This window comes from Lysinibacillus sp. GbtcB16, assembly GCF_019091145.1.
Taxonomy (GTDB): Bacteria; Bacillota; Bacilli; order Bacillales_A; family Planococcaceae; genus Lysinibacillus; species Lysinibacillus fusiformis.
In genome coordinates, this window is record NZ_JAGXJV010000209.1 from 1 (window position 1) to 333 (window position 333).

1 protein-coding gene is annotated in these 333 nt (G+C 30.9%); it reads right to left on the reverse strand.

Translation table 11 applies throughout. The features are described 5' to 3' along the window. Positions 1–207: 207 nt before the first annotated feature. On the reverse strand, positions 208–333 hold a 126-nt coding region (locus KVT27_RS24035), incomplete at its 5' end, for a PqqD family peptide modification chaperone (RefSeq protein WP_217582115.1).

Sequence of the window (333 nt, forward strand, 5' to 3'; positions counted from 1 at the left end):
GATGTTTCATCCATATGAGTACCTAATGTAGGAGCAATCTTAGAAAATGGCATAGATTTAAGAAAACGAGCCCATCCTAAATACATATACGCTTCTATAAATAAAAACATTGTTTTCATATCTAACGAGAAAAACTTTCTTATCTTTCGCACAATATTCATATATTCCCCTACTTCTTATACAGGATAAAATACCAGTCTACTTGTTTCACCCTTCTACAATCTCAACCAAATTTTCTTCTAACAAAAGTTCTAAAAAAGAAATAACTTGCTCCTCACATATAGATTTCTCTACTTCATATTCTGACATTAATGCAGCAACTAATTGAGTAAC